We start from the raw sequence: 14,220 nt of genomic DNA on the forward strand, positions 1-14,220 counted from the left end.
TTGTTCTTATCTTATGAATTTTTATTATTATTTTTAATTGAACTTTTTGATTTTTACACTTTTTTAATAATTTATTTATGATATAAAGGTGCCTAAAAGCAGGGAGGCTAAAATCATAGTGTCCCTCTTTTTATAAAAGGACTTGGCTCTTCTCTATATTGGGCTAATCCCAAAATATTATTCTTTTCTTTATACATAAGGATTAATCAATGAAATACCAATTATTAAAACGTACTGCAGTTGCTTTGTTTATTACTGGTGTTGTATCCGGTAGCGCATTTGCAACAGATCCATTTAGTGAAGCTTTTGCAAAGGCTGGCCAACAATTAAAGGATGATTTGAAAAAAGAAACCGAGGTTCAACTTAATCAAGTTAAAGCGGACAATGAGAAAGCAATCGCTGAAAATCAAGCGAAAAATGTAAAATATTTTACAAATACTGCAAAAGTGATTGAAGAGATCGCTACAGCTCATGACGGTTTAACCAATGAAGTTATCGAGTTAGATAAAAAAGCTGATGGCATTAAAAATGATTTAACGAAGACAAATGAAAATGTTGATAAGTTAAATGGCCGTGTTGATGGCCTAGTAGATTATGCAAATAATCTCGGTAAAGATATGGATGATGCTATCGACGAAATCGTGAAAATTAAACAAACTCATAACGAAGCTGTAGATTCTATTAATGCTGAAATTGAAAGAGTTACTGACTATTTATTAGAAGGCATTGATGATAACGCTGCAAAAATTGATGAAAATGCAGAAGAAATTGCTAAATTAAAAGCGACTTCTTCTTTTGCAGATGCATCTAAAATTGAAGCAAACACGAATGCCCTTAAAAAGAAAGCGAATATTTCTGACGTAAATGATCGTTTCCAAGCAACCGGTGAAGCTTTAGAAGCAGTATCCAATCAAGTTGCAGATAATGCTACTAGCATTGAAGCAAACACGAATGCCCTTAAAAAGAAAGCGAATATTTCTGACGTAAATGAGCGTTTCCAAGCAACAGGTGAAGCTTTAGAAGCTGTATCCAACCAAGTTGCAGATAATGCTACTAGCATTGAAGCGGTAAATAAAGATGTTGAGAATATTAAACAAGTACACAATGAATTAGCTGATCATGTAACATCAGAAATTAATCGGGTGACTGATTATGTCAATGATATGTCTGATGATATCGATAGCAATAGAGAAAATATCAAAACTGTTGCAAAGACAATGGTAGAGGGTTTTGAAGCTGTTTCTGAAGATGTTAAAAATAATCAGCGTGCAATTGAAAACGTCAATAAAGATGTTGAGAAAAATACTCAAGATATCCGTGTTCAAAAAGCAAGCATTGATGCTAAAGCCGGTAAAAAATATGTTGATGATAAATTAGCTGATAAAGCTGACAAAGCAGAGTTAGCAAATAAAGCAGATCAAGCCACTGTGGAAAATTATCACAACAGCCTTGTTAAAGCTCATGAAAGTACACAAAAAGCGGTTGATGATAATAAAACTAAAATTGCAGCCAATAAAGTAGCTGTAACGAAAAATGAGGCTGCGATTAAAGATAACAAAGAAGCTGTAGCGAAAAATGAAGCGGCGATTAAAGCGAATACAGCAGGTATTGCTCAGTTAAAATCTGCACAGCAACAAAGTGTTACTGCTCTAAAAGCTAAAATTGACCAAAACAGTGCCCGTATTGATCAACTTGATAATCGTGTAAGCGATTTAGATAAAGAAGTGAAAAATGGTTTAGCGGCTCAAGCGGCATTAAACGGATTGTTCCAACCGTATAATGTTGGCAAAGTCAACATGAGTGCTGCTGTAGGCGGTTATAAATCCAAAACAGCATTAGCTGTAGGTACAGGTTACCGTTTCAATGAAAACGTTGCGGCTAAAGCCGGTGTGGCATTTAGCACAAATGGTGGCGGTGCAACCTATAATGCGGGTGTGAACTTTGAATGGTAATTCCATTTAAAGTGCGGTCAAAAAATCGGATATTTTGATTGTACACCGGATAAAAATAAAACCACTTTCAATGATTGAAAGTGGTTTTTTTTTGTTTTAGCAATAACGTTATTTCGCAATGCGTTTATATTTAATGCGGTGTGGTTGAAGCGCTTCCGAGCCGAAGGTTTTCTTCTTCCATTCTTCATAATCGGAGAAGTTGCCTTCGTAGAAGGTTACTTTGCCTTCGTCGCCGTAGTCTAAAATATGGGTAGCGATACGGTCTAAAAACCAGCGGTCATGGGAGATAACCATAGCGCAGCCCGGGAATTCCAAGATAGCATTTTCCAATGCACGTAAGGTTTCCACATCAAGGTCGTTAGTCGGTTCGTCCAGTAACAATACGTTGCCGCCGGCTTGTAACAATTTTGCTAGATGCAAGCGACCGCGTTCACCGCCGGAAAGTTCGCCCACGCGTTTTTGCTGATCTACGCCTTTGAAGTTAAAACGACCAACATAGGCACGGCTTGGAATTTCAAAGTTGCCAATGCGCAAGATGTCCTGCCCATGAGAGACTTCTTCCCACACCGTTTTACTGTCATCCATGGCATCGCGGAATTGATCTACGGAAGCCAGTACCACGGTTTCTCCTAAGGTGATGGAGCCGGAATCCGGTTGTTCTTTGCCGGAAAGCATACGGAATAGCGTGGATTTACCCGCACCGTTAGGTCCGATAATCCCAACGATGGCACCTTTCGGAATGCTGAAAGACAAATCATCGATTAAAGTGCGGTCGCCATAGGATTTATTTAAATTCTGCACTTCAATGACTTTATCACCTAAGCGTGGACCCGGTGGAATAAAGAGTTCGTTAGTTTCGTTACGTTTTTGATATTCCCCGGAATTAAGCTCATCAAAGCGAGCCATACGCGCCTTGCTTTTTGCTTGGCGACCTTTTGGATTTTGGCGCACCCATTCCAATTCTTTCTCAATGGATTTTTGGCGGGCAGATTCTTGCGCCTGTTCTTGCGCCAAGCGTTTTTCTTTTTGTTCCAACCAAGAAGAGTAGTTGCCTTCCCAAGGAATGCCTTCTCCACGGTCAAGTTCTAAAATCCAACCGGCAACGTTATCCAAGAAGTAACGGTCGTGGGTAATTGCCACCACGGTGCCTTCGTAGTCATGCAAGAAGCGCTCTAACCACGCCACGGATTCTGCATCCAAGTGGTTGGTCGGTTCGTCTAACAATAACATATCCGGTTTTTCGAGCAATAAACGGCAAAGTGCCACACGACGGCGTTCTCCCCCAGATAAATGTTCGATTTTGGCATCCCAGTCCGGTAAACGTAACGCATCGGCGGCGCGTTCTAATTGGTTGTCTAAATTATGTCCATCGTGTGCTTGAATAATGGCTTCCAATTGTGCCTGTTCGGCGGCAAGCTTATCGAAATCGGCGTCAGGATCGGCATAAAGTGCGTATACTTCATCTAAACGGTTTAAGGCTTGTTTTACTTCGCCCACAGCTTCTTCAATAGCTTCACGCACGGTTTGCTGCGGTTCGAGTTTCGGTTCTTGTGGAAGATAGCCGATTTTTATGCCGGGTTGTGGACGAGCTTCCCCTTCGATGTCTTTATCGATACCCGCCATGATGCGGAGTAGGGTGGATTTACCGGCGCCGTTTAAGCCGAGCACGCCGATTTTGGCTCCCGGAAAAAAACTCAGGGAAATATCTTTTAAAATATGACGTTTCGGCGGGACAACCTTGCCTACTCGGTGCATCGTGTAAACGAATTGTGTTGACATAATTCTTCTCTGGTTAAGGAAAAAGTTAAGAAAAAGTGCGGTCATTTTTCGTTGCGTTTTTTGCGTCGTCGAATAACCCTTAGGAAATAAATAATGTGAGGGCTCATTCTACTTGATGTTGGTCTTTCGTGCCAATTTTTCCAAGGAAATTTTTGGTCTGTAAAAATTACTGAACATTCAACTGTTTTTTTTGTCATACCAGTTATCGAAATCTCTAGTGGTTTCGTTGTTTTAAGATTGTTTTTATTGGAGAAAAAAACTAATGAAAAAACGTAATTTTGTGTTAACCGGTATTGCTTTAGGATTGAGTGTCTTAACTACACCAATGATCAGTCAAGCTGAAATTCCTACAGTAATAGAAGGTCAACAAGTTCCAAGCCTGGCACCAATGTTAGAAAAAGTTTTACCCTCTGTTGTTTCCATTTCAGTAGAAGGCAAACAAAAAGGCCGTTCAGCCGAAATGGATGATGGCATTCCGGAGGAATTCAAGTTCTTCTTCGGCCCGGATATGTTTGATCGTGATCGCGCACCGCGTAATTTTAAAGGCATTGGTTCCGGGGCGATTATCAACGCAGAAAAAGGTTATGTTTTAACCAATAATCATGTGATTAAAGATGCAGATAACATCAGCGTGCAGCTTCAAGATGGCCGTGAATTTAAAGCGAAAGTAATCGGTGCCGATGAGATGTCCGACGTGGCGTTAATTCAAATCGAAAAACCGAAAAATTTGACCGCACTTAAGATTGCCGACTCCGATAAATTACGTGTGGGTGATTTTACCGTGGCCATTGGCAACCCGTTCGGTTTAGGTCAAACTGTAACTTCCGGTATTGTGTCCGCGTTAGGCCGCTCTATGGGGGCTGATAACGGTATGTATGAAAACTACATTCAAACTGATGCCGCGGTCAACCGTGGAAATTCCGGTGGTCCGTTGATTAACTTGAAAGGCGAATTAATCGGTATCAATACTGCCATTATTTCTCCAAGTGGCGGCAATGCGGGAATTGCATTTGCTATCCCAAGTAACATGGCGAACAATTTAGTCCAACAAATTCTTGAATTTGGTGAAGTGCGTCGCGGTATACTAGGTATTAAAGGTGGCGAACTCAATGCTGATCTGGCTCAAGCCTTTGACATTGAAGCGAAAAAAGGTGCCTTTGTGAGCGAAGTTATGCCGGGTTCCGCCGCCGATAAAGCAGGCTTAAAAGCCGGTGATGTCATTATTGCCATGAACGGTCAAGCGGTTTCCAGCTTTGCTGAAATGCGTGCGAAAATCGCGACTTCCGGTGCGGGCAAAGAAATTGAATTAACGTATTTACGTGATGGTAAATCTAATAGCACCAAAGTAACATTACAATCCGATGAACAAACCCAAACCAGCGCCAATAATTTGTTACCGGCATTGGATGGTGCAGAATTGAACAATTACGATGAAAAAGGCGTAAAAGGGGTGTCCATCAGTAAAATCAAACCAAACTCCTTAGCGGAACAACGTGGTTTGAAATCCGGTGATGTGATCATTGGTGTTAACCGCCAAAAAATTGAGAATTTAGGTCAATTACGCAAAGCCTTGGATAGCAAACCATCCGCTGTTGCTTTAAATATTATTCGTGGCGACAGCAACTTCTATTTGTTGGTGCAGTAAGGTCATCGTAAAAAAACAAAAAAGGCGAATTTATTTCGCCTTTTTTTATGAAAACACCGAGAAAAACGACCGCACTTTTACTCGCCAGATAACATAAAACTTTCTCGTAATTGCTGTAATTGATCACGCACGGAGGCAGCTTTTTCAAATTCCAAATCTTGCGCAAATTTATACATTTGCTGTTCCAATTTCTTAATTTGTTGTTGATATTCTTTCGGTGATGTAGGCACGGCATAAAGTGCGGTCGGTTCTGCCACCATTTTTCCGCGTTGTTTATTGGCTTTCGCTTTTTGATTGGCGCCCTGACCGATGTCTAACAATTCGCCCACTTTTTTATTTAACGCCTGTGGCACAATGCCGTGATCTTCATTGTATTTCGTTTGTTTTTCACGGCGGCGATTGGTTTCCGTAATGGCTTTTTCCATAGACTTGGTGATGCTGTCCGCATACAAAATCGCTTTACCATTCAAGTTTCGCGCGGCACGTCCGATGGTTTGAATTAAAGAACGTTCAGAACGCAAGAAGCCTTCTTTATCCGCATCTAAAATCGCCACGAGTGATACTTCGGGAATATCCAAGCCTTCTCGTAATAAGTTAATCCCGACCAATACATCAAATTCGCCTAGGCGCAAATCACGGATAATTTCCACACGCTCCACCGTATCAATATCGGAGTGCAAATAACGCACTCGAATCCCGTGTTCATCTAAATAATCCGTTAAATCCTCCGCCATTTTTTTGGTCAGCGTCGTCACTAAAACGCGCTCATTTTTATCCGCTCTTTGACGCGCTTCAGAAAGCAAATCATCCACTTGAATAGACACCGGGCGAATTTCAATTTGCGGATCGAGTAAGCCTGTTGGACGCACAACCTGATCGATAATTTCAGCGCCGGATTTTTCCAATTCATAAGGCCCCGGGGTAGCCGAAACATAGATGGTTTGCGGAGCCAAGCGTTCAAATTCTTCAAAACGTAACGGTCGGTTATCCAACGCCGAAGGCAAACGGAAACCATATTCCACCAACGTTTCTTTGCGGGAACGGTCGCCACGATACATCCCGCCAATTTGCGGCACGGTGACGTGGGATTCATCAATAATTAAAATGGCGTCGGACGGCATATAGTCAAACAAAGTCGGTGGCGGTTCGCCTTCATTTCTGCCCGACAAATAACGTGAGTAGTTTTCAATCCCCGAGCAATAGCCCAACTCGTTCATCATTTCAATATCAAATTGAGTACGTTGGCTGATTCGTTGTTCTTCTAACAATTTATTTTCTTTAATGAAATATTCCCGTCGTTGCGCCAACTCCACTTTGATTTTTTCAATGGCATCTAAAATGCGCTCGCGCGGTGTGACGTAGTGTGTTTTCGGATACACGGTGAAACGTGGGATAGCACCAAAACTGCTTCCGGTGAGCGGATCGAATAAGCTTAAACGCTCAATTTCATCATCAAATAATTCAATGCGTACTGCGCGCTCATCGGATTCTGCCGGGAAAATATCGATAATTTCCCCGCGCACACGAAACGTACCGCGCTGAAATGCCTGATCGTTACGCGTATATTGCAATTCTGCCAACTTCGCCAAAATCTGACGTTGATTGATTATCGCCCCTTGTTGCAAATGCAACATCATTTGCAAATAAGAATCTGGGTCGCCTAAACCATAAATGGCGGAAACTGAGGCGACCACAATGGTATCCCGACGTTCCAAAAAAGATTTGGTAGCCGACAAACGCATTTGCTCGATTTGATCGTTAATGGACGCATCTTTTTCAATGAAGGTATCACTGCTCGGCACATAGGCTTCCGGCTGATAATAATCATAGTAAGAGACGAAATATTCCACCGCATTTTCAGGAAAAAAAGCTTTCATTTCCGCGTAAAGCTGAGCCGCGAGCGTCTTATTCGGCGCAAGCAACATAGCGGGACGGTTTAATTGAGCGATTACATTGGCAATGGTAAAGGTTTTTCCGGAGCCGGTTACGCCCAACAAAGTTTGGTGCGCCAAGCCATCCGTTAAATTTTCGGCCAATTTTTCGATAGCTTGCGGCTGATCTCCGGAGGGTTGGAAATCAGAATGGAGGATAAAAGGTTTCGTATTGATTTTTTCAGACATAAAGTGCGGTCGATTCTTAGGATGTTTTTTTAATGCCGTGCATTCTAGCATATTTACCACTCCAAATTGAGTGATAAAAAATTAAGTTTTACACAGAGTTAGGGTTGTCAAGTGTGTGGCTTCACAAATTTATAAAAAAATTTTAAAAAATTCTCTAGATTTTTATTAACTAGTTGAAAAATAAGTAAATGTTATTTTGCAATCAATTCCACTAAGAATTTCTGCGAAGCCTTATTTGAGCAGGGATTGGCTCATTTGTAAAATAATAATTCACAAACTTATCCACAGACTTTGTGGATAGAAAATTACAGTTGGAAATGTTAAAAAATTTTTAATTTGAGGTGTTGACAAGGAGTGGTCGGATAAGTAATATACGCGCCTATCTTTATTGATACCAAATTCTTCCTCCTTAGTTCAGTCGGTAGAACGGTGGACTGTTAATCCATATGTCGCTGGTTCGAGTCCAGCAGGAGGAGCCAATTTTTTCTTTTGGATAGTTTTTATTTGTCTCCTTTTATAAAAGCTAAGCATACCAAAGGAATTTGAGCCCATATCCTCCTTATGGGCTTTTATTTTTTCTGCTGAAACCTTTCATTTCTTTTTATCTGGCAAATAATACCGCACCACCGCTCACCGGCAATGTAGAGCCATAAAGCAAACTTAGCGCAAAGAAAATCAATATTACACCTGCGATACATTTCATTGTGGCTTCAATATCTAAATTAGCCAACGGGACACGATACCATTGCCCCATTTTTAGTGCTGTCGCACGGGCATAACGCACTAATAAGGCAAAGGCGGATAGGGTGATACCGGTGCCGAAAGCCATGGCTAAGGTGGCAAAAATTCCCCAACGGTAGAGATCTAACATATAGGCTAAAAACAACACAAAAATGGCACCTGAGCAAGGTCGCATACCAATGCTTAAAATAATCAATAGGCTGTCTTTCAAAGTATGATTTTGTTTTAGTTTGGTCGGGTCAGGCATATGCTGATGCCCACAACTACAATGTTCGTTATGGTCAGGAAAAGCGTTTGAAATATGCACCGCACTTTTTTCTGTGATTAATGAGCCTACGCGGATTCCTCCGGACGAAATTCCTTGAATACGTTGAATTTGAGGGCGTTTTTTCTGTTGGCGGCGTTGTTTATATAAAATCTTACCGTTTTTCCAACACCAATTTAGACCGAGCAAAATGATCAAGCAGAACGCCGTGCGTTCAAGCCACAGTTGGCTTAAATTAAAGTAGCCGGAAGACAGTTGCAAAACCAACACAATAATTGAGATGGCCGAAATCGCTACAACGCCTTGCATTAAAGATGAGAAAAACGTGATTTGCATACTGCGGCTAAGTTGGGTTTGATGGGTGGCTAAATAGCCGGCAATAATAAATTTTCCATGTCCCGGACCGAGGGCGTGAAACACCCCATAAAGGAAACTGACTAAAATTAACAAACTTCCCGCATAGGCAGGTTGTTGTTTTATCTCGTGTAAATAGCCGGAAATAAGTTGGTTAAATTCCCTTTGCCACACAGCGATCCGTGTGAATAACCAAGGGAATAAATAAATGATGGCAACAATTAAAAGGCCAAATAAAACGGTATAAAATAAACGGGATTTCATTAGAACTCTTAAAAACTATTTGCAAATCAACCGCACTTTTTGAGCAAATAACGCGCCGAGGGTGTTATCTTCATTACGTTGCGATTGATCTAATGATGAAGCGTATGCTTTTATTTTATCATCTACTTGCGCTTCCAATACTTCGCCACGGCAATTTGCCGGTAGTTGGGAAAAATCGACTGCCTGATTAACGGGCTGATCGTAGTACATCGCAACGTAGTAAGTGGGATCGTAGGTGCTCAACGTGAATTCGTTATCCACCAATGATTGCGGTTTTGACAGCATAAAATCAAAATAATACAACACTTGCGAACCGCTGGTTTTCATACCGTAATTTTGAGGTTTAGCGCTGTATTTAACTTTATTTTCATTCTTATCAAATAGATAACTAAAATAATGTTCATTCACTATGTTGCCGATAATTTCATCAATTAATTTTTGTAATGCTTGTTTATTGCCATGAGCTTGGTTTATATCATATAACATTGCAGCAGAACTCGGTTCATCCAGTATCCATTGAGCAGAAAAGCCGACTAACTGTTGGTTTTTCACCAGGATTTTAGTTTTCATGTCAATAAACGCATGTGGGTGGGCGAATACATTTGGCGCCAACAAACAGAACATTAAAAATAAAAAATATTTTTTCACACAGTCACCTTCCGAAAATTTTTATCGCTACATTTTAACACAAATTAAAACCACTCACAGTAAGCACAAAAAATCGACAAAAATATAAAAATAACTAATTTTTTGTGATTTATATCAAGAAAACATAATTTAGTATTTTGCAGAGAGGAAAAACACCTATATTATCTAACCATATCAAGTGATTGCTTGATATTCATAAAGTTCCTAAATAAAATAATCATAAATAGCTAAACTACTTTCCTACCTCTCCTCGCGGAGAGGTTTTTTTATGACTAAAATTTGAAATTCTGTATAGTTTTTTCGAATGAATTTATATTTAATTTCGTACAAAGAATAAACTAAATATAAAAAGTGCGGTTGGTTTTTTCGACGTTTTTTAAACGCGTTAAAAACTAGCCGCACTTTTTTAATGGAATTTCAATGCAATGTCGTTACTTCACTTCGCGGAACATAATTTCGCTCGGAATCACAGAGCCTTGCCAGTAAAGTTCGGTCGCGACTTTCTCAGCTAATTTTAAGAAACCTTGTGCAATTTCGCTGTCCGGCGCGGCAACTACGGTTGGTTCGCCGCGATCCAAATCTTGACGAAGGCGGATGTGTAACGGTTGTTGTCCCAATACTTTGATGTTGTATTTATCCGCAATGCGTTCTGCACCACCAGTACCGAAAATCGCTTCTTGGTGACCGCAGTTGCTACAAATGTGTATGGACATGTTTTCCACAATACCTAATACCGGCACGGAAACACGCTCAAACATGGAAATCCCTTTTACCGCATCCAATAGGGCAATGTCTTGTGGGGTTGTGACAACTACTGCGCCTGTCACCGGAATTTGTTGGGACAGGGTAAGTTGAATGTCACCGGTGCCCGGAGGCATATCGATCACAAGATAATCCAAGTCAGGCCATAGGGTTTCTTGTAATAGTTGGCTTAATGCGCTACTTGCCATCGGACCGCGCCAAATGGTGGCGTTGTCTTCGTCCATTAGGAAACCGATGGAGTTGGCATACAAGCCGTGCGCTTCAATTGGCGTGATGTGTTGATTATCAGGTGATGTTGGGCGTTGATGCGGTGCACCGAGCATGTGTGGAATGGAGGGGCCGTAAATATCCGCATCTAAAATTCCCACGCGTGCACCTTGTTGTTGTAACGCGATGGCAAGGTTAACAGAAACGGTGGATTTGCCCACGCCGCCTTTACCGGAGCTCACTGCAATAATATTTTTTACGCCTTTCACCGCAGGGTGATTGTTAGCGCGTTTGAGAGTGGCGATTTGGTAGTTTAACAGCCATTTGACATTTTCTACTTCTGCCGCTGCTTTTAACGGTTCGGTTAAGGCATTTTTTAATTCGGCAAAAGCGGTGTTCCAGGCGAAAGGCATGGATAATTCTACACGCAAAGTATCACCGCCCTTTTCGGTTTTTTTCAATGTGTTGAGAGAAATGAGATCTTTTTGCAGAGTAGGGTGTTGAAAGTTTTTGAATAACCGAACAATATGTTCCTTCTGTTGTTCCGTTAAATTTTCAGAAAATAACGTCGCCATAATGCTTCCTTTTTTAGTGTAGTAAATTCGTTGGTTATATTTAATCATGACCGCCTTTATCTGTTAAGTTAAAAATGCCTAAATCATGATTAAACTAGAAAAAATACCCTCAATAAGGTAACATAAGCGCTAATTTTTTTCCGTTTTTTAAGTATTTTAAAGGTCAATATTATGTCGAATTCCAAGCGTAAAATTTTAGTTACTTGTGCCTTGCCGTATGCCAATGGCCCAATTCATTTAGGTCACATGTTGGAGCATATTCAGGCGGATATTTGGGTGCGTTTTCAACGGATGCGAGGCAATGACATTCACTTTGTGTGTGCCGATGACGCACATGGTACGCCGATCATGTTAAAAGCCGACCAAATGGGCATTACGCCGGAACAACTTATTAATGATGTACGTCACAAACATATGGCGGATTTTGCCGGTTTCAACATCAGCTTTGATAACTACCATTCCACACACAGTGAAGAAAATCGCGAGTTTTCAGAGTTCATTTATAACCGCTTAAAAGAAAACGGTTTTATTAAAAGCCGCACCATTTTCCAACTCTATGATCCGGAAAAAGGGATGTTCTTGCCTGATCGTTTTGTGAAAGGTACCTGCCCGAAATGTAAATCGCCGGATCAATATGGTGACAACTGCGAAGTGTGCGCGGCTACTTATAGTCCGACGGAACTCATCAATCCACGCTCCGTGGTGTCCGGTGCGACGCCGGTCATGAAAGATTCCGAGCACTTCTTCTTTGATTTGCCAAGTTTTGAAGCCATGTTGAAAAACTGGTTAGGTTCCGGATCTTTGCAGCCGGAAGTGGTGAATAAAATGCAGGAATGGTTTGAAGCGGGTCTTCAACAATGGGATATTTCCCGCGATGCGCCATATTTTGGTTTCCAAATTCCGAATACGGAAGGCAAATATTTCTACGTTTGGTTGGATGCGCCTATCGGTTATATGGCGTCTTTCAAAAATCTGTGCAAACGTGAAAGCAGTATTGATTTCGACAGTTTCTGGTGCAAAGACAGCGATGCTGAGCTTTATCACTTCATCGGCAAAGACATCATGTATTTCCACAGCCTGTTCTGGCCTGCCATGTTAGAAGGTGCCGGTTTCCGTAAACCGAGCAATATTTTTGTGCACGGCTATGTGACGGTGAACGGTGAGAAAATGTCAAAATCCCGCGGTACATTCATTCAAGCGGCAACCTATTTGAAACACTTGGATCCGGAATGCTTGCGTTATTACTACGCGGCGAAATTAAGTAATCGCATTGATGATTTGGATTTGAACTTAGAAGATTTCGTTCAGCGCGTGAATACGGATTTGGTGAATAAACTGGTGAATTTGGCTTCCCGTAACGCCGGTTTTATCCAAAAACGTTTTGACGGCAAGTTGGCGGCAGCATTAGATGATCAGGCTTTATTTAGTGAATTTATTGCACAATCTGAGCAAATCGCTACGTATTACGAAAATCGCGAATTCGGCAAAGCCATTCGTGAAATCATGGCATTAACCGATAAAGCCAACAAATATATTGACGATAAAGCCCCTTGGGTGATTGCGAAAGAAGAGGGCAAAGATGCGGAGTTGCAAGCGGTGTGTTCTATGGGGATTCAATTATTCCGCGTGCTGATGGGCTATTTGAAACCGGTGTTACCAAAACTGGCAGAACGTGCAGAGGCCTTCTTGCTGGCGGAATTAACCTGGGCAAATTTAGCGCAGCCATTGTTAAATCATCAAATTGCACCGTTTAAAGCCTTGTTCTCTCGCTTGGATGGTAAACAAATTGAAGCAATGATTGAGGCATCTAAAGCGGAAAATGCGCAAGTGAATGCCGCGCCTGCCATGAAAAGTGCGGTTCAAAATGCCAATGAATCTACGGGAGCTATTGAGCCGATTGCAGAGACCATCACGATTGATGATTTCGCGAAGCTTGATCTACGTGTAGCGAAAGTATTGAAATGCGAAGCCGTGCCGGAATCCAATAAATTATTGCGCTTTGAACTGGATTTGGGCGATCACAAACGCCAAGTTTTTTCAGGTATCAAGGCGGCTTACGATAAGCCGGAAGAGCTGGAAGGACGCTTTGTGATTATGGTGGCAAACCTTGCACCACGCAAAATGAAATTTGGTGTGTCCGAAGGCATGATTTTAAGTGCAGGCACCGGCGGCGCTGATTTATTCCTGTTGTCTGCTGATGCAGGCGTGAAAGCGGGAATGCAGGTGAAGTAAGCATCATTCCACATTGTAGGGACAGACTTTATGTCTGTCCGACGATCTGATGATACGAATAGGACAGGCATAAAGCCTGTCCCCTACAGTTAAAGTTTGCGATTAAAGTGCGGTTGTTTTTCTGAGAGAATTTCTACTCGTATTCTTCCAACCATTTCAGCAAAATAGCTTCTAAAATCCCTTCGTTTGATTTTTGCGGATCATCGTCAAAATCGTCTAATTCACAAATCCAGCGGTGCAAATCGGTAAAACGCACGGTTTTCGGATCCAGCTCCGGATTGTTGTCATATAAGGCTTCGGCAATGAGTTGGGCGTCCGTCCATTTCATTAGTGGGCCGCCTCATTTGCGTGGTTAATATTGTATTTCGGGATTTCGACGACCAAGTCTTCATCACCGACAATACATTGGCAAGACAGTCGGCTGTCCATTTCTAAGCCCCAGGCTTTATCTAACATATCTTCTTCTTGATCGCTTGGTTCATTTAAAGAATCGCCTCCTTCACGCACCACCACATGGCATGTGGTGCAAGCGCAAGAGCCATCGCAAGCGTGGTGAATTTCTACGCCGGCGTTGTGGGCCACTTCAAGCAAATTGTCGCCGGCAGCGGCATCAACGACCATGCCTTCCGGGCAAAATTCTTCATTAGGTAAAAAAATCACTTTTGGCATTTTAATA

At 41.6% G+C, this 14,220-nt stretch carries 10 protein-coding genes and 1 tRNA gene; 4 read left to right on the top strand and 7 right to left on the bottom strand.

Going from position 1 to position 14,220, the window contains the following annotated elements; all coding sequences use genetic code 11:
• Positions 1-209: 209 nt before the first annotated feature.
• Entirely contained in the window at positions 210-1,952 is a 1,743-nt protein-coding gene (locus DK428_RS11820) for a YadA-like family protein (protein ID WP_239493759.1), read from the top strand.
• 108 nt (positions 1,953-2,060) lie between these two features.
• Here the strand turns inward: DK428_RS11820 and ettA are convergent, their stop codons facing one another.
• A complete protein-coding gene (gene ettA / locus DK428_RS08235) occupies positions 2,061-3,731 on the bottom strand; it encodes an energy-dependent translational throttle protein EttA (RefSeq protein ID WP_109063598.1) in 1,671 nt (556 codons plus the stop codon).
• A gap of 262 nt (positions 3,732-3,993) precedes the next feature.
• Here ettA and DK428_RS08240 point away from each other — a divergent pair, with 262 nt between their 5' ends.
• Positions 3,994-5,376, top strand: a complete 1,383-nt coding sequence (locus tag DK428_RS08240; protein ID WP_109063599.1) for a Do family serine endopeptidase — start codon at positions 3,994-3,996, stop codon at positions 5,374-5,376.
• Between the two features lie 77 nt (positions 5,377-5,453).
• Here DK428_RS08240 and uvrB read toward each other — a convergent pair whose 3' ends face one another.
• Positions 5,454-7,496: an excinuclease ABC subunit UvrB gene (gene uvrB / locus DK428_RS08250; protein ID WP_109063685.1), complete on the bottom strand. Its 2,043-nt coding sequence runs from the start codon at positions 7,494-7,496 to the stop codon at positions 5,454-5,456.
• A 403-nt stretch (positions 7,497-7,899) separates the two neighbouring features.
• On the opposite strand from uvrB, the gene DK428_RS08255 reads away from it, so the two are divergent.
• Positions 7,900-7,975 (top strand) — tRNA-Asn (locus DK428_RS08255).
• Positions 7,976-8,097: 122 nt separating this feature from the next.
• Here the strand turns inward: DK428_RS08255 and zevB are convergent.
• The 3 genes from zevB to apbC form a co-directional block, all read right to left on the bottom strand.
• Positions 8,098-9,120 (bottom strand): zinc transporter permease subunit ZevB, encoded by a 1,023-nt coding sequence (zevB, locus tag DK428_RS08260; RefSeq protein WP_109063600.1) that lies wholly within the window; start codon positions 9,118-9,120, stop codon positions 8,098-8,100.
• Between the two features lie 15 nt (positions 9,121-9,135).
• Positions 9,136-9,744 carry a zinc transporter binding subunit ZevA gene (zevA, locus tag DK428_RS08265; protein ID WP_109063686.1) on the bottom strand — a complete coding sequence of 203 codons (609 nt, stop codon included), beginning with the start codon at positions 9,742-9,744 and terminating at the stop codon, positions 9,136-9,138.
• Positions 9,745-10,199: 455 nt separating this feature from the next.
• Positions 10,200-11,312 carry an iron-sulfur cluster carrier protein ApbC gene (gene apbC, locus DK428_RS08270; RefSeq protein ID WP_109063601.1) on the bottom strand — a complete coding sequence of 371 codons (1,113 nt, stop codon included), beginning with the start codon at positions 11,310-11,312 and terminating at the stop codon, positions 10,200-10,202.
• Positions 11,313-11,483: 171 nt separating this feature from the next.
• Here apbC and metG point away from each other — a divergent pair, with 171 nt between their 5' ends.
• Positions 11,484-13,544, top strand: coding sequence for a methionine--tRNA ligase (gene metG, locus DK428_RS08275; RefSeq protein ID WP_109063602.1), 2,061 nt, complete (start codon positions 11,484-11,486; stop codon positions 13,542-13,544).
• A gap of 133 nt (positions 13,545-13,677) precedes the next feature.
• On the opposite strand, the gene iscX is transcribed toward metG, so the two are convergent.
• Positions 13,678-13,872 carry a Fe-S cluster assembly protein IscX gene (iscX, locus tag DK428_RS08280; RefSeq protein ID WP_109063603.1) on the bottom strand — a complete coding sequence of 65 codons (195 nt, stop codon included), beginning with the start codon at positions 13,870-13,872 and terminating at the stop codon, positions 13,678-13,680.
• A complete protein-coding gene (fdx, locus tag DK428_RS08285; RefSeq protein WP_005700966.1) occupies positions 13,872-14,213 on the bottom strand; it encodes an ISC system 2Fe-2S type ferredoxin in 342 nt (113 codons plus the stop codon). Before fdx ends, iscX begins: the two co-directional genes overlap by 1 nt.
• Between the last annotated feature and the right edge of the window lie 7 nt (positions 14,214-14,220).

Origin of the sequence: Aggregatibacter kilianii, assembly GCF_003130255.1 — a bacterium.
GTDB lineage: Bacteria > Pseudomonadota > Gammaproteobacteria > Enterobacterales > Pasteurellaceae > Aggregatibacter > Aggregatibacter kilianii.